This is a genomic window from Sphingomonas rosea (assembly GCF_039538065.1).
Taxonomy (GTDB): domain Bacteria; phylum Pseudomonadota; class Alphaproteobacteria; order Sphingomonadales; family Sphingomonadaceae; genus Sphingomicrobium; species Sphingomicrobium rosea.
On record NZ_BAABBR010000001.1, the window covers coordinates 1,303,011 to 1,327,920 of the forward strand.

Consider the following 24,910-nt stretch of genomic DNA (forward strand, 5'->3'; position numbering starts at 1 on the left):
CCTGCCGTGAACGATAAGTGAATGAGCGGATCAGGCGCCGGCTTGCGCGGCGCCCCCGATGGCGCCCGGGCGACGCGTCTTGGGAATACCGGCACCGGCCGACGGAAGCACCGGCTTGGTCGACGAGCCGCGATCGATGGTCCCGCCCGCGAGCAGCGTCTTGATCTCCTCGCCGGTCAGCGTCTCGAGTTCGAGCAGCGCCTTGGCGATCAGATGCAGCTGATCCGTGTGATTGGTCAGGATCTCGCGGGCCCGCTCGAGCCCGCCCTCGACGAAGCGCTTCACTTCCGAGTCGATCAGCTTGATCGTCTCGCCGCTCATGCGCTTCTGCTGCGGGGCGAAATAGCCGGTCGGAGTCTCGTCGCCCTCGGAGAAGTCGAGGGGTCCGAGTGCATCCGACATGCCCCACTTGGTGACCATCGCGCGCGCAAGGCGGGTCGCCTGCTGGATGTCGCTCTGCGCGCCCGACGACACCTTGTGGTGCCCGAAGATCAATTCTTCCGCCACGCGGCCGCCGAACGCCACCGCGAGGTCGGCGTGCATCTTGTCGCGATGGTAGCTGTAGCTGTCCCGCTCGGGCAGCGGCTGGACCATGCCAAGCGCGAAGCCGCGCGGGATGATCGTCGCCTTGTGGATCGGGTCGGCGGTCGGCTCGTGCGCGAAGACGAGGGCGTGGCCCGCTTCGTGATAGGCGGTCATCCGCTTCTCGTCCTCGGTCATGACCATCGAGCGGCGTTCGGCGCCCATCATCACCTTGTCGCGCGCGTCGTCGAACTCCTGCGCCGCCACCAGCCGCTTGCCGCGGCGGGCGGCGAGCAGCGCCGCCTCGTTGACGAGGTTGGCGAGATCGGCGCCCGAGAAACCGGGCGTGCCGCGGGCGATGACCCGGGCGTCGACGTCGGGCGCCAGCGGCACCTTCTTCATGTGCACGCCAAGGATCTGCTCGCGGCCCTCGATGTCGGGACGCGGAACCATGACCTGGCGGTCGAAGCGACCCGGTCGCAGCAGCGCGGGATCGAGCACGTCCGGCCGGTTGGTCGCAGCGATGATGATGATGCCTTCATTGGCCTCGAAGCCGTCCATCTCGACCAGCAGCTGGTTGAGCGTCTGCTCGCGCTCGTCGTTGCCGTTGCCGAGGCCGGCGCCGCGATGGCGGCCGACCGCGTCGATTTCATCGATGAAGACGATGCACGGCGCCGACTTCTTGGCCTGCTCGAACATGTCGCGGACGCGGCTCGCACCGACGCCGACGAACATCTCGACGAAGTCCGAGCCCGAAATGGTGAAGAAGGGCACGCCCGCCTCGCCCGCGATGGCGCGGGCGAGAAGGGTCTTGCCGGTACCGGGCGAGCCGACCAGCAGCGCACCCTTGGGGATCTTGCCGCCGAGACGCGCGAAGCGGCCCGGATCCTTGAGGAATTCGACAATTTCCTGAAGCTCCTCGCGGGCTTCGTCGATGCCGGCGACGTCGGCGAAGGTCACGCGACCTTCCTTGGGAGTCAGCACCTTGGCGCGACTCTTGCCGAAGCCCATCGCACCCGAGCCCGCATTCTTCTGCATCTGGCGCATGATGAAGAAGCTGATGCCGAGAATCAGCAGGAAGGGCAGCGACTGGTAGAGGAGGATCAGCCAGAAGCTCGACTGCTCGGCTTCCTTGACTTGCACCTGCACCCCGGCGTTCAGCAGCCGCTCGGTGACCTGCGCGTCGGCCGGCGCCATGGTGCGGAAATTCTCGCCGTTGGCGAGCTTGCCGGTGATCACCTGGTTGCCCGCCTGGTTGGTCGCGCTCACGACCTGCTTGACGTTGCCTTCGGAGACCTGCCGCACGAATTCGGAATAGGGGACCGCGTTGCCCGTGGCGGCGCGGCCGTTGCCGTCAAGCAACTGGGCGAAGAGCACCAGGGCGAACAGGACACCGACCCAGATCAGGAGGCTCTTGGTCCAGGGCGCGTTGGGCTTCTTGTTCTTCTCATCCATGCTTCGCAATGTAGGTGACCGCGCGGGCGCCCGCTAGGGGGCGCCTCTAGTCCGTATCGGACTCGATTCGGCGCGCATGGTGAACGGTTCGGCTCGGCCTGTGAGGGAACGCTTGTCGCCCCTCGGAACAACGCCCTAGCGTTAAGGAACCGTTGGGCTGATCGCCGCGATAAGGATCGCGGGACATTGGTCCTCCCCTTTCGATGGAGCCCAGATGCGCGTCCTTGCCTTGTTCGCCTCGTTTCTGGCCTTGCTCGCGGCGCAGCCCGCCGCGGCCGCGTCGAACCCTGCACTCCAGTCGGTCGAGCAGCAGCTCGCGTCCCTGCTGGCGGGCCGGTCGGGTGACGTCGGCGTCGCGGCACTCGATCTTGCGTCCGGCGAGATGGTCGCGGTCAACGGCGACAAGGCCTATCCGATGGCGAGCACGATGAAGGTGGCGGTCGCCGCCGCTTTTCTCGCGCAGGTGGATCATGGCCGCCGGTCGCTCGACGACCGGATCGCCGGCCAGTCGGCCCGCGGCCTCCTCGAGGCGATGCTGATCCATTCGAACAATGTCGCGACCGACCACCTGATCAACAATCTCGGCGGTCCGACCGCCGTGCAGAGCTGGTTGACCTTCAACAACGTCCGCGGCGTGCGCGTCGACCGGACCATCGCTCGGCTCCTCGCCGACAAGCGCGACCTGTGGGACCTGCGCGACAGCGCGACCCCCCTCGCAATGGTCTCGCTCCTGCGCACGATCGACAAGGGCAATGTCCTCAAGCCCGCGAGCCACGCCTATCTGCTGAGCGTCATGGCCCGCTGCGAGACCGGCAAGAACCGGATCCGCGGGCTGCTTGCCGGCGTTCCGATCGCGCACAAGACGGGCACGCTCAACAACTACAGCAGCGACGTTGGCTTCATCACCCTGCCCGACGGTCGCCGCCTGGCGATCGCCATCTTCGCGCGCGGCGGCACCGACCGCCCGACCACGATCGCGCAGACCGCACGGGCCGTTTACGACGGCTTCTCGACCTGGATCCGCGCGGCCATGTTCAACCCGGGCCTCGCCATCGCCAATTAAGCGCGGCGCGGCGGTTCGGGTTCGAGCCGCCAGATCTCACCGCCGCTAAGCCGCAGGCCGCCAAGCGTGCAGCTGCGCTCGTCCCGAATCGCGGCCAATGCTCGGTCGAGATCGGGTCCGCGGATCGCGTTCGCACCGAGCGACGCCATCGCCTTTGACAACAGTCGCCGCTGATATTCCGCCGGCAGGCCCCCGGCATCCACTTCGGCGCTTCGGCCTTCGATCCTCACCCGCGCTGCCGCCAGCTCCTCGGCCGTGAAGGCAAGCGCGTCTTCGGCCTCGCGCAGCGTGGCGGCGCTTCGGGCGAGGCGGTCGGAATCGAAGATGGAGTCTTCTGCCAGGAGCGCGCGGAAACGCGTCCGGTCGTGCCGCTCGTCGCGGTTGGCCGGATCGGACACCGGATCCAGCCCCGACTGTTCCACCAGGGCGACGAGCTCGGCCTTGCGCCAGTCGAGCAACGGCCGGATCAGCCGCACGCCCTCGCCGAGCGCGCGCGTCTCGCGCATGCCCGCGAGTCCGCCGACCCCGCTCCCCCGGGCGAGACGCATGAGCATGGTCTCGGCGACGTCGTCGCGGTGATGCGCCGTGGCGACCGCCGTCAGCCCCCGTTCCAGCGCCCAAGCCCGCAGCGCGGCGTAGCGCGCAGTGCGTGCCTGAGCCTGAAGGCTCGCGCCACCGGCCACCTCGACTTGGAGAATGGAATGCGGGACGGCGAGCTCGCCGCACAGCCGCGCCACAATCGTCGCTTCCGCCGCCGCCTCGGGGCGTAAACCATGATCGACCGTCGCGACTTCAAAAGCGCCGGCTCGGACTTGATGTGTCAGCCAGAGAAGCGCGAGACTATCGGGGCCGCCCGATACCGCGAGACCGATCGGGCCGTCCGGCGCCAGCCGGTCGAGCGCCGCCGTGATGCGCGCGTGGCGCGTTACTTGCACCCTGCCTTGGCCTTGGCCGGCCCGACCAGTGCCCGCAGGTCCGCCCGCATGCTGCTGCCGTAGACCTCCTCGAGCTCGGCGTAGGCCTTGCACGCCTGGGCCGGCTGCTTGAGCGCCATCAGCGACTGGCCGAGATAGTAAAGGCTGTCGGCCGCACGCTCGCCCTTGGGGTTGCTGCGGTAGTTGGCGAGGAGCGCCTCGGCGGCGGCACGCGGCTGGCCGCTGTCGAGCAAGGCGCGGCCCGCGAGATTGTTGGCCCAGCTCACCCGGCGATGTCCGGGGAAGCTCGATGCCATTGCCCGAAGGGCCGCGACCGACTGCGGATACTTCTTCTGGAGCCAGAGCTGGTAGCCGGTGTCGTAGGCCGCTTCGCCGTCGGCGGTCACGTCGCCGGTCTTCACGGGCTTCGGCGGCGTGACGCTGGCGGACGGACGCGGCTCGGGCTGCGCGACCGGCGCCGGCTCGTCGGCCACTGGCGCGGTCGTGTTCGCAGATTCGGCCGGCGCGCTGGTCTCGAGGCGGCGGAGACGCGCGTCATAATCGGTGCGAAGCCGCGCAAGCTCGGTCTCGAGAGTCGCGGCCCGGTTGCCATTCTCCTCGGCGAGGCGGGTCATTTCGGCCAGCTGCCGCTCGAGCGCGTCGATGCGGTTCGACTGGGCGACCACTACCACCTGGCTCGCTGCCGGGCTGTCGTCGAAGCCTGCGGTGTCGGCCGGCTGGCCCTTGGGGAACACCTGCCGCTGAAGCTGACGGGTCTGCCGTTCGAGGCGGTCGATCCGCTGCTCGGGCGTCGCTTGACGCTGCGCCGCGGCCGGCGTCGCGAAGATGAGCGCCGTGGCGCACAGGAGAATGGTCTTGGTCATGTTCGCTTCGTGTCGGCGGGCAGCTTGCCGGTCAATGAACTAGCGGGTCGCGGGAGCCGGCGCGGCGCCCGGCGTGGCCGTCGGGCCACGCATCAGGTCCGCCGGCAGGAGGCTGACGTTGCTGACCGTCCGGTCGGGCGCGCCAACGGCGGGTGCATCGGCCGTGCCGACGGAGATCCGGATCGACTGCGGACGACCGGTCCGGAGCACCGGTGCCTTGGCGGTGGCGGGAACCTCGAAGCTCTGCCCGGCGGCAAGTTCGCCCTGGAACAGCGCCCTGCCACCGCCACGCTCGCCGACCTGGATCCAGACCGGCTCGTTGGCGGTGATGACCACCGGACCGCTCGGCGTGGCGGCCGCGGCCGGCGCGGCCGACGTCGGCGCCGCCGAAGGCGCCGTGGCGGCGGGCGTGCTCTCGGCCTGCGGATCGGTTGCGGCCGGAGTCAGCTGCCGGTTGCGATAGGTGAGGAAGCCGATGACGACCGCCACCAGCGCCAGCAGAGCGACGACCACCAGCCAGCGCGGCATGACCCGGGCCGGATCGGCCGGTTCGAACACCAGTGCCTCGGGCCGCGGGGCTTGCGACCCGTGGCCCATCTCGGCCCGCAGCGCATCGCCGATCTCGTTACGGTCGAGGCCGACGATCCCGGCATAGGATTTGGCAAATCCGATGGTGTAGGTCGGCGCGGGGAGCCGGCTCCATTCGGACGTCTCGAGGCTTTCGAGATGCCGCGTCGGGATCCGGGTCCGGCCCGCGACGTCCTCGAGCGTGATGCCCTGCGCTTCGCGCGCGGCGCGCAACTGTTCGCCGACCGTCGTGGTTTCGTTCGTCATTTCATCCATCGCTCAGCGACCCGCCCCTACTCTGACGCAATGTGCCTTGTTGCGGTCTCAGGTCCCGCCGTCAACGTGGCAGGCTCAGTCGAGCGCGACGTTGTGCCGTCTCGCCCAATCGGTGAGCGTTTTGCGCATGTCCCGCGGTGGTTTTGCCAGCAACAATTCGACCTTGGCCCGGATCGCCGCCGCGTCGAGCGAGCGGATCATCGCCTTGACCGGCCCGACCGCCGCCGGCGTGATCGAAAAATTGGTGATGCCGAGCCCGATCAAGGCCATCGCCTCGAGCGGACGCCCGCCCATCTCGCCGCACACTCGCACTGGCACCCCGGCGGCATTGGCCTGGTTCGCGACGCGCTTGAGGAAGCGCAGGATCGCGGGGCTCAGCCAGTCGTAGCGCAGCGCCAGCCGCGGATCGGCGCGGTCGGCAGCGAACAGGAATTGCGTGAGGTCGTTGGTCCCGATCGACAGGAAATCGATCCGGGGGAGAAGCTGGTCGAGCATTTCGGCGAGGCTCGGCACCTCGAGCATCGCCCCGAACTCGATCCGGCTCGGCACGCCCTTGCGCTTGGCCACCCACTCGACCTGCGCTTCGAACAGGCTTCGCGCCTCTTCATATTCCCACGGCTCGGAGATCATCGGGAACATGACCCGGAGCGTGCGCCCCTCGGCGGCCTCGATCAGCGCCCGTGCCTGGGCCTTCATCAGCGCGGTCCGGTCGAGGCTGAGGCGAAGCGCGCGCCAGCCCATGGCCGGGTTCTCGGCCTCGTCGCGGGTGTCGGAGAGATAGGGCAGCGCCTTGTCGCCGCCGATGTCGACCGTGCGGAAGACGACCGGCCGCTCGCCCGCCGCCTCGAGCACCTGTCGATACAGGCGATATTGCGCGTCGCGGCCCGGAAGCGCGGCGGAGACGAGAAACTGGAACTCGGTCCGAAACAGGCCGATCCCGTCGGCACCGCTGAGATCGAGACCGGCGGCATCCTCGGCAAGCCCGGCATTGACCATCAGCGTGGTCCGCAAGCCGTCGCGGGTAGTCGGCGGCAGGTTGCGGATCGCGGCGAATTCGGCCCGCCGCTTCTGGCTCATCGCCATTCGCCCGTCGAAAGCATTGGCAGCCTGCCGGGTCGGGCGAACGACCAGGCTCCCCTGATTGCCGTCGACCAACACCTGGTCGCCCTCGCCGGCGATATGCGCGATGTCCTTGACCCGGCCGATCACCGGAACCCCGATCGCGCGGGCGACGATGGTCATGTGCGCGGTGAGCGAGCCCTCCTCGAGCACCACCGCCTTCAGCCGCCGCCGGTCATATTCGAGCAGTTCGGCGGGACCGAGGTTGCGCGCGATCAGCACCGCGTCACCCGTCAATCCGCTCTGCGCCGCCGTCCCGATCCGCCCGCTGACGATCCGCATCAGCCGGTTGGACAGATCCTCGAGGTCGTGCATCCGCTCCTTGAGCAGCGGATCGTCGATTTCCTGCATCCGCGCCCGCGTGCGCTGCTGGACCCGCTCGATCGCCGCCTCGGCGGTGAGGCCGCTGTCGATCGCGGCGTTGATCCGCCGAACCCAGCCCTCGTCATAGGCGAACATCTTGTAGGTCTCGAGGATCTCCTGATGCTCGCCAGCGGTCCCGAACTCGGCCTCGCGGGTCCATTGCTCGATCTGCTCGCGCATCTTGCGGAACGCCGAGACCACCCGCGCCCGCTCCATTTCGGGATCTTCGGAGACGGTATGCTCGACCACCACGCGCGGCTGGTGGAACACCGCGACGCCGCGCGCCATTCCGGCGACAAGCTTCAGCCCGGCGAGGCGCACCATCCCCTCGCGCTGCCCGCGCCGGCGATCGGCCCCGTCGACCAGCCGCGCCCCGGCGATCAGCTCGGACAGCACCATCGCCACCGTCTGCAGCGCCTCGATCTCGACGTCGGCATAAGCGCGCGGATCGGCATGTTGCACGGCAAGCACCCCGATCGCCCGCTCGCGAAAGATGATCGGAACACCGGCAAAGCTGTGAAAGGCGTCCTCGCCCGTCTCGGGACGATAGGCGAAGGCGGGATGCCGATTGGCCTCGGCGAGATTGAGGATCCGCTCCTCGGCCGCGATGGTCCCGACGAGGCCCTGACCGAGCGCCAGCCGGGTGACGTGGACCGCCTCCTTGTTGAGGCCGTGGGTCGCGAACAGTTCGAGGGCCGCTTCGCGCAGCAGGTAGATCGAGCAGACTTCGCTTCCCATCGCTTCGGCGATCAGGTCGACGACATGGTCGAGCTTGGCCTGTGCCGAGCCGCGGCGCGCCATGACGCCGTGCAATCCGGTAAGGATTTCCCGGGCGGACGTAGCGGCGGACATGGGCATGGAACCAGCGCTAACAGGAAGCCCGCCCGGCTCCAAGTCGCGCGGCAATCGCGAGGCACTCAGTTGCGCATGATCTCCGCCACTTCCTCGTTGCGGCGAAGGTAGGAATCCCGTCGGCAACTATCGGTGGCGCAAGCCTTGAGCTTCGCCGCGAAGGCATCGCCGGTGGCGACCAGCCGGGCGCGCTTGGCGGCGGTCCCGAAACGGAAGCTCTGATCGGTCAGCACGACCAGATGGCGGTCGAGTTCGGCGAGGTCAGAGGCCGGAGCAGGTGACGGTGCGGGCGCGACGGCTTTCGCCGGGATGGACCGGGCGGGTGTCCGGACCGGTGCGGGCGAAGGCACGGGGCGCGGCGTCGCCATCGCGACCGGGTGCCGGACCTCGGGCAGGGGCGGCAGTTCCATCTCGGGCTCGGACGGAAGCGGGACCTGGGCCGCCGCCACCGCGACCGGCGGTTCGTCGACCATCGGCTCCCTCTCGGGCACCGGCGACGGCGCGAGTTCGGGCTCGGGCGTCGCCGCTCTCTGGCGGGCCGCGACCGCACCTGAATGACCGGCCGGGACCGGCTGCGTCCGAACGATCATCTGCCAGGCGAGCACGCCCGTCCCCGCGGCGATCAGCAGGAAAAGGTTGCGTCCGAGATGCCCGCCCCGGACCCGCGGTCCTGCTCGTCCGGCCGCCACGGCAGGCGCGATGCTGACGGGCGCCCCGCGCTCGCGTGCCAACCGGCGGTCATGCGCCGCGCGCCGCTCGGAATCGCGCAGCACTTCATAGGCTGCGGTCACTTCCTGCGCCTTGACCGAATCGGCCTCCGCTCCCGAGCGGTCGGGGTGATAGCGGCGCATGAGCTCGATATAGGCCGCGCGGATCGTCGCCGGATCGGCGTCGGGCTCGAGGCCCAGCGTGGCATAATGGTCGGTCATCGCAGCGCGTCGCCGGTCCTTGTCGATGCGACGGGCTATAACGCCCGGCGACCCTCACGCAACCGCGACTGACGGCGCCCCTCGAGCGCGGCTTCGGCCTCGCCCACCAGTTCGGCGATGATCTCGGCGGTCGGTTGTTCCTTGGTCACCATGCCGACCGACTGGCCGGCCATGACGCTTCCCGTCTCGACGTCGCCGTCGATTACCGCGCGGCGCAGCGCACCCGCCCAGTAATGCTCGATCTGGAGCTGGGCCTCGGCCATCTCCAGCCGCTTGCCGTCGAGATGCTCGGCGATCTCGCGCTGCTTGGCGGCGAAGCGCTCGGTTTCCTTGTTCTTGAGCGCCCGCACCGGGATCACGGGAAGCCGCGGATCGATCTGCACGCTCGGCACCGCGTCGCGCGCCGAGGCGCGGATGAAGGCCTTCTTGAAATTGGCGTGGGCGATGCTCTCGGTCGCGCAGACGAAGCGGGTGCCGAGCTGGACGCCCGCCGCGCCCATTTCGAGATAAGCGGCGATCGCTTCGCCGCGCCCGATCCCGCCGGCCACGAACACCGGCACCTGGTCGGCGACGTGCGGCAGAATCTCCTGCGCCAGCACGGAGGTCGAGACCGGCCCGATGTGCCCGCCCGCTTCCATGCCTTCGATCACGATCGCGTCGGCGCCCGAACGGGTCAGCTTCTTGGCGAGGCTGAGCGCGGGCGCGAAGGCGATGAGCTTGGCGCCCGTGGCCTTGATCCGGTCGATCGCGCCGCCCGGAGGAAGGCCGCCCGCGAGCACCACATGCCCGACCTGGTGCCGACCGCAGACCTCGATCAGGTCGGTGAGTTGCGGGTGCATGGTGATGAGGTTGACGCCGAAGGGCTTGTCGGTGCGCGCCTTGGTCTCGGCGATTTCCTTGTCGAGGAGCTCGGGGGTCATCGCCCCGCAGGCGATCACGCCGAAGCCGCCGGCGTTGCTGATCGCCGCGACGAGGTTGCGCTCGGACACCCAGCTCATCGCCCCGCCGAGGATGGCGTAGCGCGCGCCGAGGAAGTCGGCGCCGCGTTGCATCAAGGCGTCGAGACGGCTCAAAAGCTACGCTCCTCGTCGAGCCCGAAGGCGCTGTGCAACACGCGTACGGCAAGCTCGAGATAGTCCTCGGGAATGAGCACGCTGACCTTGATCTCGCTGGTGGTGATGGCGAGGATGTTGATCCCCCGCTCGGCCAGCGTTTCGAACATCTTGGCGGCGATGCCGGCGTTGGAGCGCATGCCGACGCCGACCGCGCTGACCTTGACCACGTCGGTGTCGGTCAGGATTTCCTTGAAGCCGACCTGTTCGCGCACCTTTTCTATCTCGGCCACCGCATGGCTGAGGCTGGCGGTGGGCACGGTGAAGGTGAGATCGCTCGGGCTTCCCGGCCGCGGGACCGACTGGACGATCATGTCGACGATGATGTTCTCGGCCGCGAGCGGGGCGAACACCGCCGCGACTCCACCCGGCCGGTCGGGCATCTCCGACAGGGTGATCCGGGCTTCGTTGAGGTCGTGGGCGATGCCCGTCACGACATTGCGTTCCATATCCGTCCCTTCGAGCGCATCGTCGCTCACGATCATTGTTCCGGGCTTGTCCTCGAACGAGGACAGCACTTGCAGCGGCATGGCGAAGCGCATGGCAAGGCCGACCGAGCGGGTCTGCAGCACCTTGGCTCCGACCGAGGCCAGTTCGAGCATCTCTTCGTAGGTGACGAGATCGAGCTTGCGCGCCCTCGGCACGATCCTGGGATCGGTGGTGTAGACGCCCTCGACGTCGGTGTAGATGTCGCAGCGGTCGGCCTGCATCGCGATCGCCAGCGCCACCGCCGAGGTATCGCTTCCCCCACGACCGAGCGTCGCCAGCTCGTTGTCGCCGGTCACGCCCTGGAAGCCCGGGATGACGGCGATGCCGCCCTCGTCGAACACCCGGTCGAGCACCGCGACGTCGATGCCCTCGATCAGCGCCGAGACATGGCCCGAGGCACGGATCGGAAGCTGCCAGCCCATGTAGCTGCGCGCCTTAACCCCCATGCCCTGAAGCGTGATCGCGAGCAGCCCGCTGGTGACCTGCTCGCCGCTCGCCACCACCACGTCATATTCACGCGGGTCGTAAAGCGCCGCGGCTTCGCGGCAGAGCTGGACCAGCCGGTCGGTCTCGCCGGCCATGGCCGAGACCACCACTGCCACCTCGTTGCCGCGCTCGGCCTCGGCGCGGACGCGCTCGGCGACGCTCCGGATCCGTTCGATCCCGGCCATCGACGTGCCGCCGAATTTCATCACGATGCGGGCCATGGGCGGGGTGCGGCGATCCTTGGGTTGCGGGCGGCGCCCTGTTAGGGGGAGCCCATGGCAGAGACAAGTATCCGGCCCGAGGAAGCCGCGCACTTCGGCGCGATGGCGGGCGACTGGTGGGATCCCAAGGGATCGTCCGCCATGCTCCACCGGCTCAATCCCGTTCGCCTCGGCTTCGTCCGACAGGCGATCGACCGGCATTTCGGAACGAGCGAGCGCGACCTGCGGCCGCTCACCGGCAAGAGCGCGCTCGACGTCGGCTGCGGCGCGGGGCTCCTCGCCGAGCCGCTTGCCCGCCTCGGCGCCGCGGTCACCGGGATCGACGCCGCGCCCGAGCTGATCGAGGCCGCGCGCACCCATGCCGGCGAAAGCGGGCTCGCCATCCGTTATGTCGCGGGCGAAGTCGGGCGACTCGATGGCGCCTTCGACCTCGTCACCGCGCTCGAGGTCGTCGAGCATGTCGCCGATCCGGCGAGCTTCGTGCGCCAGCTGGCCGACCGACTCGCCCCCGACGGCCTCCTCGTCATGAGCACGCCCGCCCGAACCCCCTGGTCACGGCTCCTCACCATCACGCTCGCCGAAGGCACCGGGCAGATCCCGCGCGGCACGCATGACTACGACCAGTTCCTGTCGCCCGATCAGCTCGGCGAGACGCTGGCGCAGGCGGGCCTGACAGTGGTGGAGACACGCGGGATCGCTTTCGGTCCGGGCAAGGGCCTCCACCTCAGCGACGATCTCAGCCTCAATTACCTCGTCGCGGCGGTGCGCGCGGGCTGAGCAGTCAGTCGGCCGGGTTGCCCGGTCGCGACAGGAACTGCAGCCCGGCACGCCCGCCGATCGACCACCGCACCCGCGCTTCGACGGTCCCGACGGTCGGGATGGTCGCGACCATGATCTCACCGATCACATGGTCCCCCACGACCCGGCACCCGTTCTCGGACACGTTCTCGAACAGCGCCTTCTCGACCGGCTGGCCACCGCGCCGCAAATATCCCTGCAGGGAAGTATCGCGCCGCTCTTCGCTGCGCTGGGTTTCGTCGGCGCTCACGGCCATCCCCTGTTCTGCCGGACTGCCCGGCGGGCCGTCACGCTTCACGCCTTCGCCGTCAAAGACGGTAACCGGATAATGAATGAACCATAGTGGAGCAACCGCCCTTTTAACCATGTTGCTTTAACCGGCGCTCACATGTCGGCCTCATAACGTTACGCACTGAATGGCGGACAAGGGGAAACGAGTGCCATGGCCGATGCCTCGGTGGCAGCGGCGTCCTTCCCGTCTCGTGAAGAGCGGCGTACCTCGCATCTGAGCGGATGGCTGAAGCGCGTCGACGGACAATTTGCGGACTTCACCTTGGTGGATCTGTCGTACGGCGGCTGCCGGATTCGGACCGAGGCACCCCTGTGCCGCGGCGAGCGGGTCTCGCTGTCCTTTCCCGGCCGCGGCCTGATCGAGGCGGCGGTCCGGTGGTGGCGCGGCGACGAGTTCGGCATGACCTTCGCCGTCACGGGCGAGGACACGCAAACACCGCGCCAGGTCGAGCGCCTCCAGACGCGCCTGTCGGTGGCGGTTCGCCGTGCCGGCCGCCGGAGCCAGTGGATCGAGGCGCACGACATTTCGCCCCACGGCTGCTGTCTCGAATTCGTCGAGATGCCGCGGGTCGGCGACCTGTTGTTCGTCCAGCTCCCCGGCCTCGAGGCGATCGAAGCACGCGTGCGGTGGGTCGAAGGCTATCGCGCCGGCGTCGAGTTCGCCCGTCCCGTGCACCCGGCCGTCTTCGACCTGCTGCAGGAACGCTGGCGGGGCTAGGTCCTAGAAGTCGACCTTGTCGTAATGCTGCGGCGGGACGATCACTTCCATCCGCTCGCCGAGCAGCGGCCGGAACGCCGGCCGGCTCTTCATCACGCTGTACCAGTCCTTCGCCTGCTTGTGCCCGCGCCAATCGACCGCGCCGAGATAGTCGATCACGCTGAGGTGCGCGGCCGCCGTGAAGTCGGCGAGGCTCAATGCCGCTCCCGCCAGCCAGCGCCGGTGGTCGAGCAGATAGTCGAGATAGTCGAGGTGGTTGTTTCCCACCCGCATCGCCTCGCGCAACACGCGGGTGTCCGGGCTCTCCTTGCTGACGAGGCGCTTGCGCATCCGCTCGGCCATCAGCGGCTCGACCACCTCGCGGTAGAGCTTCTCGTCGAACCACTCGGTCAGCCGCCGGATCTCGGCCCGCTGCGCCGCGTCGCCGTGGATCATCGGGACCTTCTCGATGGTCTCCTCGAAATATTCGGCGATGGGCTGGCTGCCGATGAGCGTGATCCCGCGCTCGGTCTCGACCAGCACCGGGGTCTCGCCCGCGGGGTTGAGATCGAGGAATTCGTCACGTCGCTCCCACGGATTTTCACGCACCAGTTCGGCGGGCACGCCCTTCTCGGCCATGACCAGCCGGACCTTGCGGGAAAAGGGGCACAGGGGGAATTGCAGGAGCTGCCACATGCCGATGGGCTTTAACGCGGGTTCACCGAGGGGCAAGGCGAAGCTACAGCATTGTCCATGAGCCGCCGAAAGAAGTCGCACCAGTCCAGCCACGGAACCGCCAATCGTCCCCGTTTCTGGGGCAAGCATGCCGTTGCCGCCGCCCTCGACAATCCCGACCGCCGGGTGGTCAAGGCGTGGACCACGCGCGAAGCCGCCAGTTTCATGCAGTTTCCCGAGGGCCTGCCTGTCACCTTCGCCGAAGCCGCCGATCTCGGCCGCCTCGTCCCCAACGACGCGCCGCACCAGGGCGTGGTGATCGAGGTCGAGCCGCTCGAGGACATGTGGCTCGGCGACCTTCTCGCCGAGGCGGACGAGAAAGCCGTGCTGCTGGTGCTCGACCAAGTCACCGATCCGCACAATGTCGGCGCGATCCTGCGCTCGGCCGCGGCCTTCGGGGCGATCGGAATCGTCACGCAGGACCGCCATGCCCCGCCCGAAGGCGGCGCGCTCGCCAAGGCCGCCTCGGGCGCGCTCGAACGGGTGCCGTGGGTTCGTGTCGTCAACCTCGCCCGCGCCCTCGAGGAAATCGCCGAGGTCGGCTTCTGGCGGATCGGCCTCGCCGGCGAAGCCAGGTCGACGCTGTCCGAAGCGCTCGGGCCGCCGCGGGTCGCGCTGGTGCTGGGCGCCGAGGGTCCGGGCATGCGCCAGAACATCCGCGACCATTGCGACGCGCTCGCCAAGCTTCCGATCAGCGACGCGGTCGAGAGCCTCAACGTCTCGAACGCCGCCGCGATCAGCCTCTACGCCGCCGCCGAGGCGCGCCGCTGATGGTCCACACGCGCGAGTCGATCGACGAGGCGCTGGATCATCTCGAACGCGCCGATCCCGCGCTCGCGGCGGCGATCGCGCGGCATGGCCGGCCCGACCCGCGCAAGAGCGAGCGCGGCACCGCTGCCCTGCTCCGCACCATCGTCGGCCAGCAGGTCAGCGTCGCGGCGGCCGATTCGATGTGGCGCAAGCTGACCGAGGCCTATGGCGATCCGCCCGACCTCGAACGCCTGGTCGCCGCCAGCGACGAGGAGCTGCGCGCGCTCGGCCAGTCACGGCAGAAGTCCGGCTATCTGCGCAGCCTCGCCGGCCTCGTCCTGTCGGGCGAGCTCGACCTCGCCAACTTGCCCGACGACGACGAGGACGCCATCGCGCTCCTGACCAAGGTCAAGGGCATCGGCCGCTGGTCCGCGGAAATCTACCTGCTCTTCGCCGAGGGCCGGGCCGACGTCTTCCCGGCCGGCGACCTCGCGGTCCAGATCGAGCTCGGCCGCCTGCTCGGGTCCGGGGAGCGACCGTCCGAAAAGTGGCTGCGCGAGCGCGCGGCTAGCTGGTCGCCCTATCGCGGCGCGGCGGCGGTGCTCGCCTGGCACAGCTACAACACCAAGGTGATCTGAGATGAGCCGCCGAATTGTCGCCATCGGTGGCACCACCCGGCCCGGCAGCAGCACCGAGCGCGTGCTGACGGTCGCCGCCGACGCCGCCCGCGCGCTCGGCGCCGAGATCGGGCTGTTCGGGGGCGAGTATATCGCGAAGCTCCCCCATTATCGCGGGCCCGAATGGAGCGCGGACAAGGGCGCCGAGATGATCGAGGCGGTCCGTGCCGCCGACGGCATCCTGCTTGCCACACCCGGCTATCACGGCACCGTCTCGGGCATGGTCAAGAATGCCATCGACTATTTCGAGGAGCTGGCCGGCGACGCCCGCCCGTATCTCGAGGGCCGGCCGGTCGGGTTGATCGTCACCGCCTTCGGGCACCAGGCGGCCAATTCCTCGATGACCACGCTCCGGACCATCGCCCATGCGCTGCGCGGCTGGCCAACCCCGTTCGGCGCGGCCCTGCGCGTGTGCGCCGAGAGCTTCGCCCCTGACGGGAGCCTCGCCGACGAGGACATCGCCGAGCAGCTCCGCCGCGTCGGGAGCCAGGTAGCGCAGGCGGCCGGCCGACTCGGGTGAGCGACCCGCTGATCCTCGTTCTCGACGCCGGCACCAGCTCGGTCCGCGCCATCCTCTACGGCCTCGATGGCGCTATCCACGGCCACTGCAGCCGCGACCTTATGCAACATTACCCCGGGCCCGGCCTCGTCGAGCATGACGCGGGCGAGATCTGGGCGAGCAGCCGCTCGTGCCTCGCCGACATGGTCGCGGCGGCGGGCGGGGCCGAGCGGATCGCGGCGATCGGTATCACCAACCAGCGCGAGACCGTGGTCGCCTGGGACCGCTCGACCGGCGAACCGCTCGCCCGCGCCATCGTGTGGCAGGACCGTCGCACCGCCCAGGCCTGCAAGGCGCTCGCCGACGCCGGTCACGAGCGGCTCGTGCGCCAGCGCACCGGGCTCCGCCTCGACCCCTATTTTTCCGCGACCAAGATGGCCTGGATGCTGACGCACGAGCCCGCCGTCGCCTTGGCCGGGGCGACGCTCGCCTTCGGCACGGTCGAGAGCTGGCTCGCCTTCAAGCTGACGGGCGAGCATGTCACCGACGTCAGCAACGCCAGCCGGACCCTGCTCCTCGACCTTGCCGGCGACGACTGGGACGAGGAGTTGCTAGCCCTGTTCGGCGTGCCCCGGCGCGCCCTGCCCCGGATCGTCGCCACCGCCGGCCCGGTCGGCGCGACCCGCCTGTTCGGCCGCGCCATCCCGCTCACCGCGCTGGTCGGCGACCAGCAGTCGGCGACGATCGGGCAAGCCTGCCTCGCGCCCGGCCAGACCAAGCTGACGCTCGGCACCGGGGCGTTCGTCCTGACCAACATCGGCCCCGCCCGCCCCGCGCCGGCCGAGGGCCTGCTCGGCACCGTACTGGGCGAGGCCGGCGGCGAGCGCCACTATGCGCTCGAAGGCGCGATCTTCGTCGCGGGCAGCCTGATCAAGTGGCTGCGCGACGGACTAGGCCTGGTCCGCTCCGCCGCCGAGACCGAGGAACTCGCCAGATCGGTTCCCGACAATGGCGGCGTGGCCCTGCTGCCGGCACTGTCGGGCCTCGGCGCGCCCTATTGGAAGCCCGAGGCCAAGGCCGCGATCACCGGCCTCAGCTTCGCCGCCACCCGCGCCCATGTCGCCCGCGCCGCGCTCGAGACGGTCAGCCACCAGCTGGTTGACCTCGCCGCCGCCTTCGCCGCTGCGGGCGCGCCGTGGCACGACCTCAGGATCGACGGGGGCATGGCGGCCAACGACTGGCTCGCGCAGGACATCGCCGACATGGTCGGGCTCCCCGTCACGCGCCCCGCCGATGTGGAGACCACCGCAAGGGGCGCCGCGATCCTTGCCGCGGTCGGCGCCGGACTCCACCCCGACCTTCCAACGGCCGCCGCCGCGATGATCCCGCCGAGCCGGACCTTCGAGCCGCGCGACATCGGCGCCGAGCGGACCCGCCGCCTCGCCGCCTGGCGCGACCTGCTCGAGCGAAGCTGAACAAGGTCTCGAAGGTCCAGGGGTCCGCGAGTCGTTTGCCCGGAACTTCACGATCATCGCGCATATCGCGACTGGTGCCTCGGACGATGCAAAGAGCCGTGCGGACGAACCGCTGGGGTGAGTGAAGCAGGCCAAATCCTACTTTGCAAGCACGATCCGGGCCACCGCCCGGACCTCCCCTTGGCGCGTCGGGCCTGATGAATTAGCCTGTCGCCGTGTTCCGGAGATTGGGGGATCTCGACGATGGCACCGACCGACCGCGCCGGCCTCGCCCGCTACCGCGATCTCTACCTGTGGATGCTGATCCCGATGGCGGTGATGCAGCTCGGCATCCTGCGCGATTACTGGGGCGACTTCAGCGACAATGCCTGGCCGGTGCACGTACATTACTGGACGGCGACGCTCTGGTATCTGCTGCTGATCGTCCAGCCGCGGCTCGCGACGACGGGGCGGATGGCGCAGCACCGGACGTGGGGGATGATCGGTTTCTTCCTCGCCGGCGGGGTCGCCTTCACGGCGCTGGCCGCGCTCAACCGCGACATCGTCAACGCCGGGCGCGCGGCGGCGTCCCCCGACCAGTTCGGCCCGTTCAAGCCCTGGTTCTTCTACGGCATCGCGGCGGTCGAATTCGTGATGATGAGCGCCTTCATCGTCGCGATCGTGCAGGCGATCCGCCACCGCAAGCGGCTCGAGGACCATGCCTGGTGGCTGGTCTCGAGCGTGTTCATCATCATGATGCCGACGCTCGGCCGCGGGATGCAGTTCCTCTGGTTCATGATCGGCCGGCCCGAGGATGCGGTGACATTGCCGCTCTATGTTAGCACCGCGGCGATCGTGGCGCTCCTCGCTTGGGCGGCCAGGCGCTACGGCCGGTTCAATCACCCGGCGACCTGGCTGGCGCTGGGGGCGAATCTGTTCAACCTGCTGTTCGAGCCGCTGGGCAAGTGGGTGTGGCTGCAGGGCGTGCTGCGGATGATCATCAAGGACTGAGCGAGGGGGGGCGCAAGGCCGAGCGCCCGCTTTGGGTGGAAAGCGGACCCTGCCGTCGTCACTCGAGAGCGATGTTGTCAGCGCCCGAGAAGGATGTCGGCCAAATCGCCAGCTGGTCCTAGTAGGCGTCCGTTCCATCTGATCACAGTTCGGCCGAATGGCGTTACGATGCCCATCACATGACTGGGGGCGCCGACGCCATGGCTCCCATCAGTTTCAACGATGCCGTTGTAGAGAGCAGGATTTCGGATCAGATCTTCGACAGACTTGGCCTCCAAGTCCGTAAGCGACCTGACCTTGTTGGAATTCAGCTCTTGCTTGGCCGGAAGAAGTCCGCCCGGCCCACGCTCGCTTACCTGGCTCCACTCCCAGCGACCATGTTTGTCTCGCCACGCGATCGTGCTCGCCTCGGCATAGTCGAAGTGGCGAGCAACACTGTCGATGTAGATTGCCGTGCCGCCGACATGTCTGGGTATGCCGTATCGATCTCTTATTCCGAAGCTTCGTGTCAGCTCAGGGGCGTTTAGGGGATCGGTCGCCGCAATGGTGCGCGAAGTCGGCGCAGTCGCGCAGCCTCCTAGGCCCGCCAGCAAAACTGTCATCGAAAGCAAATATTTCATGAAGCGTTGTCGCGCGAATTAGCCAGAGTCCGCAATGGGTCGGGAGCGGACACTCGCCGATCACGACACTTTCGCCGAGAAGGCATTGCGCGTGAGGCTGGAGCGGGTGAAGGGAATCGAACCCTCGTCGTAAGCTTGGAAGGCTTCTGCTCTACCATTGAGCTACACCCGCGGTTCGCGGCGGTGGCCGCTGGTCGCTGATCGCCGGCGGGCCGTGCCGCGACGATGGCGGGCGATTGCCACGAGTGACGCCCCGCGGTCAACTCGGACGATGCGGGGAAGCTCGGCGCGCGATCTCGCCCGGCGGGGCATCGAGTCGCCTCAATAGCCCGGCGACCCGTTTTCCGTCCGGCCCAATGATCAAGCCGGCAACTTCCGCACTGTGTCAAAACTGCACGCTCGACGCGCGACAAATGCGCGAGGCTTTTCATTCAAAACGATAACGCGCATTAAACCCTTGTTAACTGATTCGCTTTGGCGGGAAGTTGGCGAGTATCCTTAGCGCGACGCTAAGGAAGAGAGGGGGCTTGCTGTTCATGCGTCTTGTTGCGTCCAGCGTTACTCCCCTGCTTTTTCTGGCATTTGCGTCTCCGGCACTGGCCGCGAGCAATGTCGTCATTCCGACAAACCTGGTCCCGTCCTTGCGCTACGAAGTGCAGGGGACGATCGTGCCGGCCTGCACCTTTGCGCAAGGCGCGCGCGACAACGAGATCGTCGGGCTCGCCAATCCCGCCAACGACACGGTCGATGCGGTGCGCATCGACCTGCCCTTCACCGTCCAGTGCAACTCGCCCGTGCGGGTCGCGATGGTGTCGAACAATGGCGGGCTGAAGCATGTCGGCCCGGGCACCAGCGACCCGGCCTTCACCGCGCTCGTGCCTTATGATGCGGTGGTGAGCATGCCGAGCGGCCAGGCGGCGCTGCGCTGCACCAGCGGCGCGATGGCGAGCGACCAGGCCGCCTGCTCGGCACGCACCGCCGAGCCGGTCTCGGCCGGCCGCGGGCGGATCGCGGTCTCGGTGCCCGCGCAGGACCGGCTGCTGCTCGCCGGCCAGTATCAAGATCGAGTCACGCTGACCCTCACGCCGATCCTCGGCGGGGAGGGCGGTAGCTGACACCACGCAATGCACGGGGGCGCCGCGCGTGCGGCCCGCTCGGCATGACCTCCGTCCGGTCTCCACGTTCCACCAGACGGTTTGACTGAAGGCGTCCCCCGGGCGCTCCCACGAAAGGGGAATATCCATGAAGAAGTTCCTGATGATCGCCACCGCCGCCGCCACCCTCGCCACCCCGGCGATGGCTGCCGACTGGCAGGGCCAGACCTACGGCCAGGACGCGGTCGGCCTCTATGACCTGGGCGCCAACGTCCAGACCTTCTGCAAGTTCGGCACCGTCAGCAGCGGCCAGAACGTCACCGGCACCACCGTGACACCGGGCGCGCCGGGCACCGCCGCCGAAGGCGACGGCTCGTTCGAGTTCGACATCCAGAACACTAGCGACGACACCGTCAAGGGTGCGTTCGGCCGCTACAAGATCGCCAATGCGGTCTGCAACACCAGCCACGACCTGACCGTCCAGTCGTCGAACGGTGGCCTCAGGAACACCGCCACCACGTCGGACTCGGCCTTCACCAGCCTCGTCCCCTATGACGTCGCGCTGCTGTTCGACGGCAACGGCTCGACCACCTCGTCGGACCGCGTCACCACCGAAACCGCCATCTCGACCATCCGCGAAGCCCGCGCCGGTGCGTTCGAAGTCGGTGTCGAGGTGAAGGCCCAGGACAAGCTCCTGATCAAGGGCCGCTACACCGATCGCCTGGTCGCCAAGATCCGTCCGATCGTCTGAGCCATCGGCTAGTCGGAGAAGGGGGGCTCCCAAGCGGAGCTCCCCTTCTTCAACCTTCCGGTAAGGCTGAGCGGCTAAGCCCGGGGCCTTCGGTTCTCTCGCGAATCCACCACGAAAGTATGCGTCCATGATGAAGTCCCGCCCGCGCGTGCTGCTTGCCCTGGCCGCGCTCCTGATGGGGATCTTCGCGCTGGCGACACCGAGCCTCGCGCTGCTGGTGCGCCCGATCATCATCGACCTCAATGCCAGCGGCACCGGCGTCAACGGCCAGATCGAAGTGGTCAACGACCGCAACAAGCCGATGGCGATCGAGATCAAGACCAACAGCTTCACGTTGCCCGAGCGCGGCGAGCTGGTGCTCGGCGCCGATGCCGGCAAAGACTTCCTGATCTTCCCAGCGATCGCGCAGCTTCCGCCCGGCGGCCGGCAGGTGTTCCGGATCCGCTACGTCGGCGATCCCGCGATCGCGCAGAGCAAGCTCTACATGTTCTCCTCGTCCGAGCTGCCGGTCAGCGACGCGCCCGACAACGGCAAGGCGCGGATCGACGTCCTCTATTCGATCAGCTCGGTGGTCGCGGTGCGCCCGCCCAAATCGAAAGCCGCCATCTCGATCGCCTCGGTCGAGCGCTCGGTCGGCCCCGACAAGCAGCCGGGTATCCGGATCCTGTTCCAGAACAAGGGCGCGGCGCACGGCTATGTCGGAAGCACCGTGCTCGACCTCCATTCGGGCGCGTGGCGCAAGTCGGTCAGCGCCGACGACACCGGCAAGGCCTTCGGGCTCGGGCTGGTCCCGGCCGGCGCCCGGCGATCGCTGTTCATTCCGGTGGCGAACGTCCCCGCGAGCGGCGCCATCGACGTGACGATCAAGGCCGCCGGCGAAGTCTGACCCCACCATGCCCGGCCCCGCCCCTTCCCGCGCGCGCCGCGCCGCCGGCCTGCTGCTCGCCGGAAGCGCGTTACTCGGCGTGCCGGGGGGAGCACTTGCGCAGGACGCCGCCGCGCCGATCGGGCCGAACCCCGCCGCCATCGCCTCCACCACCGGCAAGCTCAACACGACGGGTCGGCCGATCGACCTCGTCGTCCCCTTGCGCGAGCGCGTGCCGCTCGGCCAGGTCGCGATCCGGATCGCGCCGGACGACAGCGTCACCGTCTCGGTCGCCGACCTCGCCGCCGCGCTCGGCCGCGCCGCGACCCCGGCCTTCCTCGACAAGATCCGCGCCGTTCCCGCGAGCGACGGCTATGCGACGCTCGGTGCCGTCGAAGCGGCTGGGCTCAAGCTGGCGTTCGATCCGGCGGCGCTCGACCTTGCGGCGAGCTTCGACGCGTCGGGCCGGCCCGACCGGACGCTCGGCCTCGGCTTCGCCCGCGACGGCGTCGGGGTCCTTCCCGACACCTCGCCCAGTTTCGCGGCCTATCTCTCCTACCAGGGCAGCCTCGACTGGATCACCCGCGGCAGCGATCGCGGGCTTCGCCGGCCGATCGCCAATTTCGACCTCAATGGCCGGCTGTTCAATCTCGTCAGCTTCGAGAACCAGTTCACCTACGACGGCAATCGCGCGCCCAGTTTCAGCCGGTTCGCCTCGCGGCTGATCTACGACCGGCCCGACAGCTCGCTGCGCTTCCAGGGCGGCGACCTGTTCTCGATCCCGCAGGTGTTTCAGGACCAGCCCGAGCTCGCGGGCATCGGCGTCACCAAGCTGCTGCGCGAGTTCCGGCCCGACCGGGTCTATACCGCGAGCGCGGGGCGGCGGATCACGCTCAACGATCCCGCCACGGTGACGGTGATCGTCAACGGCGCGCCGAGCCAGACGCTGCGGCTCGATCCGGGCAATTACAATCTCGAGGACCTGCCGCTGACCGGCGGAGCGAACAACGTCCAGCTGCTGATCGAGGACCCCGCGGGCGGGCGGCGGCTGGTGACGTTCGACTTCTTCCTCGACAGTGAGCTCCTCGCCAAGGGCATCGACGAATATGATGCGAAGCTCGGCATCCGCAGCGATTACGACAACGGCCGCCGCCGCTATTTCGGGAACCAGCCGCTGGTCACCGGTTTCTACCGCCGCGGCCTGTCCGAACAGCTGACCGCGGGCGCGAACATCCAGGCGACGCAGCGGCGCCAGCAGGTCGGTGCGGAGGCGATCCTGGGCACGCCGGTCGGGCTGTTCACCGCCAACGCCTCGGTCAGCCATTTGCGCGACTTCGGCAGCGGCTATGCGGCGCGGCTCCAGTATCGCTATTCCTCGCCGCTCGCGCAGGAGCTGGGCGCGCGCCGGATCGACCTCTTCGCCGAGCATCGCAGCGTCAATTTCGGCGGGGTCGAGACCGAGCGGCCGGGCAATAGCACCGCCTGGTTCTTCTCGGGACGCTACAGCCAGCCGGTCAGCCGGCGGCTCTCCTTCGGGCTCGGCGCCGACTATCAGATCGGCCGGCGGGGCGCGCCCAACCGCTATGCCGTGCGCGGCAGCGCGGGCTATTCCTTCGCGAACGGCATGCAGATCAACGCCTCGGCCGGGTTCGAGCAGCGCGCCGGCGCGGTGTTCGGCGCAACCTTCTTCTGGCGGCGGACCCGCAACACGCTGGTCACCGCGCAATATGACAGCCGCCTCGACGACGCGCGGGTGGGCTATTTCTATTCGCCGCAGCGGGCGATCGACGCCATCGCCTGGAACATCGAGGCGAGCCGCACCAATGGCATCTCGGGACTGAACGGGACCGCGGTGTGGCGGACCAATCGCGGCGACCTCGAGCTGTCGCAGCGCACCGCCCTGTTCGGCGGCGTCAGCCAGAATCGGACGGTACAGACCTCCGCCCGGGCCCGCGGCACCATCGCGTTCGCCGACGGGCAGTTCGCGCTCGGCCGTTATCTGACCGACAGCTTCGCGATCATCGCGCCCCACCGCAGCCTCAAGGGTGCGCAAGTGGTGGTCGGGAGCCGGGTCAGCGAGCAGGTCGAGGCGCGCAGCGGAACGCTCGGTCCGGCGCTGGTCGCCATCTCGAGCTATTCGCCGCGCGCGGTCTATTTCAACGTGCCCGACGCGCCCGACGGCTATTCGATCGGCGAGGGCAACGAGTCGATCTACGCCTGGCTGCACAGCGGCCACCGGGTCGTCGTCGGCTCGGACTATAACGTGACGGTGATCGGGACCCTCGTCGATGCGCGCGGCGACCCGGTCGCGCTGGCCGCAGGGAGCGCGCGCCGGACCGACATCGCCGACGGGCCCACGGTCCCGATCTTCACCAATCGCGAGGGCAAGCTCGGCGCGTCGGGCCTGTCGCCGGGCCGGTGGCAGATTGCCGCCGGGGCCAACCTCTACGACCTCGTCATTCCCGAGAAGGCGGATTCCTTCGTCGACCTTGCAACGCTCCGCCCGACCGGGCGCCGGGAGAAGCGACCATGACCCAATGGACCATCCTCGCGGGCGCCGCGCTCATTGCCGCGCTGCCGGTGACGCCCGCTGCGGCCGACAATGGCTGCGCGGTCGCGGCGCCATCGATCCAGCCGCAGACCGTGGTCGTGACCTACGACCCGTTCGACGCGGCGACCGCCAACTCGGACTTCCAGATCCGGCTCGAGACGAGCGGCTGCCCGCTCAACCGCAACCTCTTTCTCGAGATCGATCCGGTGGACGCGACGCAGAGCGACGGCACCTCGATCCGCTTCGCGGGCACCGGCGGAAACAGCCTGCTCGCGGCGATCAGCGACCAGCGCGGCGGGCAAGGCCATGGCCGCGACGACTTCTTCAACGTCATCGCCGGGACCGCGACCTATTATCTGGTGGTCCCGCGCGGGCAGGTGGTGCCGCCGGGCGACTATCGCGCGCAGGTCCGCGCCGCGGTGCGGCTCAACAACGGCAAGGGCGAACCCGAAGCCCAGACCCCGTTCGAAATCGTGATCCGGGTCGGCGCGGCGATCGGGCTCGTCCCGGCGATCGGACGCGGGCTCGACCTTGGCGAACTGCGCGACGGCGACCGCGCCGATGCGCCCGTCACCTTCGACGCTTATGCCAACGTCCCCTACCGGCTGACCGTGCGCTCGGACTTCGGCTATGTGCTGCGCCGCGGCGGGGTCGCGACCAGCAACGGACCGGCCTATCTGCCGCAGCTCGACAGCGACGTGCTGGCGACCGGCACGCCGCAGCGCGACTATCCGATCCCGCCCTCGGGCATGTACCGCCGGCGCCATAGCCTCGACGTGCAGGTGCCGAGCATCGCCGGGCAGCAGGCCGGGGTCTATCGCGATTATCTGACGGTGGAGATCGGCGCCCGCCTCGGCGAGTGATG

The 24,910-nt window shown here is 68.8% G+C and carries 24 protein-coding genes and 1 tRNA gene; 13 read left to right on the forward strand and 12 right to left on the reverse strand.

Annotation, left to right across the window (positions count from 1 at the left end; all coding sequences use genetic code 11):
- Nucleotides 1-30 precede the first annotated feature (30 nt).
- Nucleotides 31-1,977: an ATP-dependent zinc metalloprotease FtsH gene (gene ftsH, locus ABD693_RS06525; RefSeq protein WP_344696215.1), complete on the reverse strand. Its 1,947-nt coding sequence runs from the start codon at nucleotides 1,975-1,977 to the stop codon at nucleotides 31-33.
- 214 nt (nucleotides 1,978-2,191) lie between these two features.
- Here ftsH and ABD693_RS06530 point away from each other — a divergent pair, with 214 nt between their 5' ends.
- Nucleotides 2,192-3,040 (forward strand): serine hydrolase, encoded by an 849-nt coding sequence (locus ABD693_RS06530; RefSeq protein ID WP_344696216.1) that lies wholly within the window; start codon nucleotides 2,192-2,194, stop codon nucleotides 3,038-3,040.
- Here the strand turns inward: ABD693_RS06530 and tilS are convergent.
- The 7 genes from tilS to ABD693_RS06565 all read right to left on the reverse strand — a co-directional run bounded on the left by tilS (nucleotide 3,037) and on the right by ABD693_RS06565 (nucleotide 11,252).
- Entirely contained in the window at nucleotides 3,037-3,975 is a 939-nt protein-coding gene (gene tilS / locus ABD693_RS06535; protein WP_344696217.1) for a tRNA lysidine(34) synthetase TilS, read from the reverse strand. The two genes, ABD693_RS06530 and tilS, sit on opposite strands and share 4 nt — an antisense overlap.
- The gene (locus ABD693_RS06540) at nucleotides 3,966-4,838 is read right to left on the reverse strand and encodes a tetratricopeptide repeat protein (protein ID WP_344696218.1); all 873 of its coding nucleotides are present in this window, start codon (nucleotides 4,836-4,838) and stop codon (nucleotides 3,966-3,968) included. The genes tilS and ABD693_RS06540 overlap by 10 nt, the downstream gene beginning before the upstream one ends.
- 39 nt (nucleotides 4,839-4,877) lie before the next feature.
- Nucleotides 4,878-5,672, reverse strand: coding sequence for a helix-turn-helix domain-containing protein (locus tag ABD693_RS06545; RefSeq protein WP_344696219.1), 795 nt, complete (start codon nucleotides 5,670-5,672; stop codon nucleotides 4,878-4,880).
- Nucleotides 5,673-5,756: 84 nt separating this feature from the next.
- Entirely contained in the window at nucleotides 5,757-8,021 is a 2,265-nt protein-coding gene (gene ptsP, locus ABD693_RS06550) for a phosphoenolpyruvate--protein phosphotransferase (RefSeq protein ID WP_344696220.1), read from the reverse strand.
- A 59-nt stretch (nucleotides 8,022-8,080) separates the two neighbouring features.
- Nucleotides 8,081-8,944, reverse strand: coding sequence for a DnaJ domain-containing protein (locus ABD693_RS06555; RefSeq protein WP_344696221.1), 864 nt, complete (start codon nucleotides 8,942-8,944; stop codon nucleotides 8,081-8,083).
- Between the two features lie 35 nt (nucleotides 8,945-8,979).
- A complete protein-coding gene (locus ABD693_RS06560) occupies nucleotides 8,980-9,996 on the reverse strand; it encodes an NAD(P)H-dependent flavin oxidoreductase (protein ID WP_344697585.1) in 1,017 nt (338 codons plus the stop codon).
- A gap of 17 nt (nucleotides 9,997-10,013) precedes the next feature.
- Nucleotides 10,014-11,252 carry an aspartate kinase gene (locus ABD693_RS06565; protein WP_344696222.1) on the reverse strand — a complete coding sequence of 413 codons (1,239 nt, stop codon included), beginning with the start codon at nucleotides 11,250-11,252 and terminating at the stop codon, nucleotides 10,014-10,016.
- Nucleotides 11,253-11,306: 54 nt separating this feature from the next.
- Here ABD693_RS06565 and ubiG point away from each other — a divergent pair, with 54 nt between their 5' ends.
- The gene (gene ubiG, locus ABD693_RS06570) at nucleotides 11,307-12,029 is read left to right on the forward strand and encodes a bifunctional 2-polyprenyl-6-hydroxyphenol methylase/3-demethylubiquinol 3-O-methyltransferase UbiG (protein WP_344696223.1); all 723 of its coding nucleotides are present in this window, start codon (nucleotides 11,307-11,309) and stop codon (nucleotides 12,027-12,029) included.
- Between the two features lie 4 nt (nucleotides 12,030-12,033).
- On the opposite strand, the gene ABD693_RS06575 is transcribed toward ubiG, so the two are convergent.
- Nucleotides 12,034-12,306 carry a PilZ domain-containing protein gene (locus tag ABD693_RS06575; RefSeq protein ID WP_344696224.1) on the reverse strand — a complete coding sequence of 91 codons (273 nt, stop codon included), beginning with the start codon at nucleotides 12,304-12,306 and terminating at the stop codon, nucleotides 12,034-12,036.
- Between the two features lie 186 nt (nucleotides 12,307-12,492).
- Here ABD693_RS06575 and ABD693_RS06580 point away from each other — a divergent pair, with 186 nt between their 5' ends.
- Entirely contained in the window at nucleotides 12,493-13,059 is a 567-nt protein-coding gene (locus ABD693_RS06580) for a PilZ domain-containing protein (protein WP_344696225.1), read from the forward strand.
- 3 nt (nucleotides 13,060-13,062) lie between these two features.
- On the opposite strand, the gene ABD693_RS06585 is transcribed toward ABD693_RS06580, so the two are convergent.
- Complete coding sequence (locus ABD693_RS06585) at nucleotides 13,063-13,734, reverse strand: glutathione S-transferase family protein (RefSeq protein WP_344696226.1); 672 nt, start codon at nucleotides 13,732-13,734, stop codon at nucleotides 13,063-13,065.
- 57 nt (nucleotides 13,735-13,791) lie between these two features.
- Between ABD693_RS06585 and rlmB the strand changes: the two genes are divergently transcribed.
- From rlmB to ABD693_RS06610, 5 genes are all read left to right on the forward strand, one after another.
- Nucleotides 13,792-14,544 (forward strand): 23S rRNA (guanosine(2251)-2'-O)-methyltransferase RlmB, encoded by a 753-nt coding sequence (gene rlmB / locus ABD693_RS06590; protein ID WP_344696227.1) that lies wholly within the window; start codon nucleotides 13,792-13,794, stop codon nucleotides 14,542-14,544.
- The gene (locus ABD693_RS06595) at nucleotides 14,544-15,161 is read left to right on the forward strand and encodes a DNA-3-methyladenine glycosylase family protein (protein WP_344696228.1); all 618 of its coding nucleotides are present in this window, start codon (nucleotides 14,544-14,546) and stop codon (nucleotides 15,159-15,161) included. The genes rlmB and ABD693_RS06595 overlap by 1 nt, the downstream gene beginning before the upstream one ends.
- Before the next feature lies 1 nt (nucleotide 15,162).
- Nucleotides 15,163-15,720 carry an NADPH-dependent FMN reductase gene (locus ABD693_RS06600; protein ID WP_344696229.1) on the forward strand — a complete coding sequence of 186 codons (558 nt, stop codon included), beginning with the start codon at nucleotides 15,163-15,165 and terminating at the stop codon, nucleotides 15,718-15,720.
- On the forward strand, nucleotides 15,717-17,174 hold the full coding sequence (locus tag ABD693_RS06605; RefSeq protein ID WP_344696230.1) for an FGGY family carbohydrate kinase: 1,458 nt from the start codon (nucleotides 15,717-15,719) through the stop codon (nucleotides 17,172-17,174). Before ABD693_RS06600 ends, ABD693_RS06605 begins: the two co-directional genes overlap by 4 nt.
- Nucleotides 17,175-17,417: 243 nt before the next feature.
- Nucleotides 17,418-18,164 carry a hypothetical protein gene (locus tag ABD693_RS06610; protein ID WP_344696231.1) on the forward strand — a complete coding sequence of 249 codons (747 nt, stop codon included), beginning with the start codon at nucleotides 17,418-17,420 and terminating at the stop codon, nucleotides 18,162-18,164.
- 77 nt (nucleotides 18,165-18,241) lie between these two features.
- On the opposite strand, the gene ABD693_RS06615 is transcribed toward ABD693_RS06610, so the two are convergent.
- Together ABD693_RS06615 and ABD693_RS06620 are read right to left on the reverse strand one after the other, a co-directional pair.
- Nucleotides 18,242-18,784 (reverse strand): hypothetical protein, encoded by a 543-nt coding sequence (locus tag ABD693_RS06615; protein ID WP_344696232.1) that lies wholly within the window; start codon nucleotides 18,782-18,784, stop codon nucleotides 18,242-18,244.
- Between the two features lie 98 nt (nucleotides 18,785-18,882).
- Nucleotides 18,883-18,956 (reverse strand) — tRNA-Gly (locus ABD693_RS06620).
- Between the two features lie 469 nt (nucleotides 18,957-19,425).
- On the opposite strand from ABD693_RS06620, the gene ABD693_RS06625 reads away from it, so the two are divergent.
- From ABD693_RS06625 to ABD693_RS06645, 5 genes are all read left to right on the forward strand, one after another.
- A complete protein-coding gene (locus ABD693_RS06625; protein ID WP_344696233.1) occupies nucleotides 19,426-19,899 on the forward strand; it encodes a hypothetical protein in 474 nt (157 codons plus the stop codon).
- A 127-nt stretch (nucleotides 19,900-20,026) separates the two neighbouring features.
- Nucleotides 20,027-20,629, forward strand: coding sequence for a hypothetical protein (locus ABD693_RS06630; protein ID WP_344696234.1), 603 nt, complete (start codon nucleotides 20,027-20,029; stop codon nucleotides 20,627-20,629).
- Between the two features lie 127 nt (nucleotides 20,630-20,756).
- On the forward strand, nucleotides 20,757-21,515 hold the full coding sequence (locus ABD693_RS06635; RefSeq protein ID WP_344696235.1) for a fimbrial biogenesis chaperone: 759 nt from the start codon (nucleotides 20,757-20,759) through the stop codon (nucleotides 21,513-21,515).
- Nucleotides 21,516-21,522: 7 nt separating this feature from the next.
- Nucleotides 21,523-24,027 carry a fimbria/pilus outer membrane usher protein gene (locus tag ABD693_RS06640; protein WP_344696236.1) on the forward strand — a complete coding sequence of 835 codons (2,505 nt, stop codon included), beginning with the start codon at nucleotides 21,523-21,525 and terminating at the stop codon, nucleotides 24,025-24,027.
- Nucleotides 24,024-24,908 (forward strand): hypothetical protein, encoded by an 885-nt coding sequence (locus tag ABD693_RS06645; protein WP_344696237.1) that lies wholly within the window; start codon nucleotides 24,024-24,026, stop codon nucleotides 24,906-24,908. The genes ABD693_RS06640 and ABD693_RS06645 overlap by 4 nt, the downstream gene beginning before the upstream one ends.
- Nucleotides 24,909-24,910: the final 2 nt, after the last annotated feature.